This window comes from Mesorhizobium sp. M1A.T.Ca.IN.004.03.1.1 (assembly GCF_003997555.1).
Taxonomy (GTDB): domain Bacteria; phylum Pseudomonadota; class Alphaproteobacteria; order Rhizobiales; family Rhizobiaceae; genus Mesorhizobium.
This window is the reverse complement of the sequence record NZ_RZTV01000597.1, coordinates 1-257: the sequence shown is the minus strand read 5'-3', so window position 1 is coordinate 257 and position 257 is coordinate 1. Positions and strand designations below refer to the sequence as shown.

Below are 257 nucleotides of genomic sequence, written 5' to 3'. Positions count from 1 at the left end.
TAGGGATAGTCCCGAGGGCAAACAGAAGGAACTGTATATGACTATAGAAGAAAGTGATCGCCAGCAGCAGCGGTTAAGGAGCGGAACAAAGACGCGCTGGAAACGGTTCGTCTCCTGGAGCTGGAAACAGTTCAAGAATCCGCAAATGTTGAAGTTGGTCATTCGGCTGGCTTTGACCGTATATCGCATATTGCGAATATGCCACGACATCTTCGGACCGTCGTGATAAACCGTTAACCTAATATCTACAAGGAAAG

The 257-nt window shown here is 47.5% G+C and carries 1 protein-coding gene; it reads left to right on the top strand.

The genetic code is table 11. From position 1 onward, the window contains the following. Positions 1-226, top strand: a 226-nt coding sequence (locus EOD29_RS36710) for a hypothetical protein (protein ID WP_206520582.1), incomplete at its 5' end; no start/stop codon positions are given. Positions 227-257 lie beyond the last annotated feature (31 nt).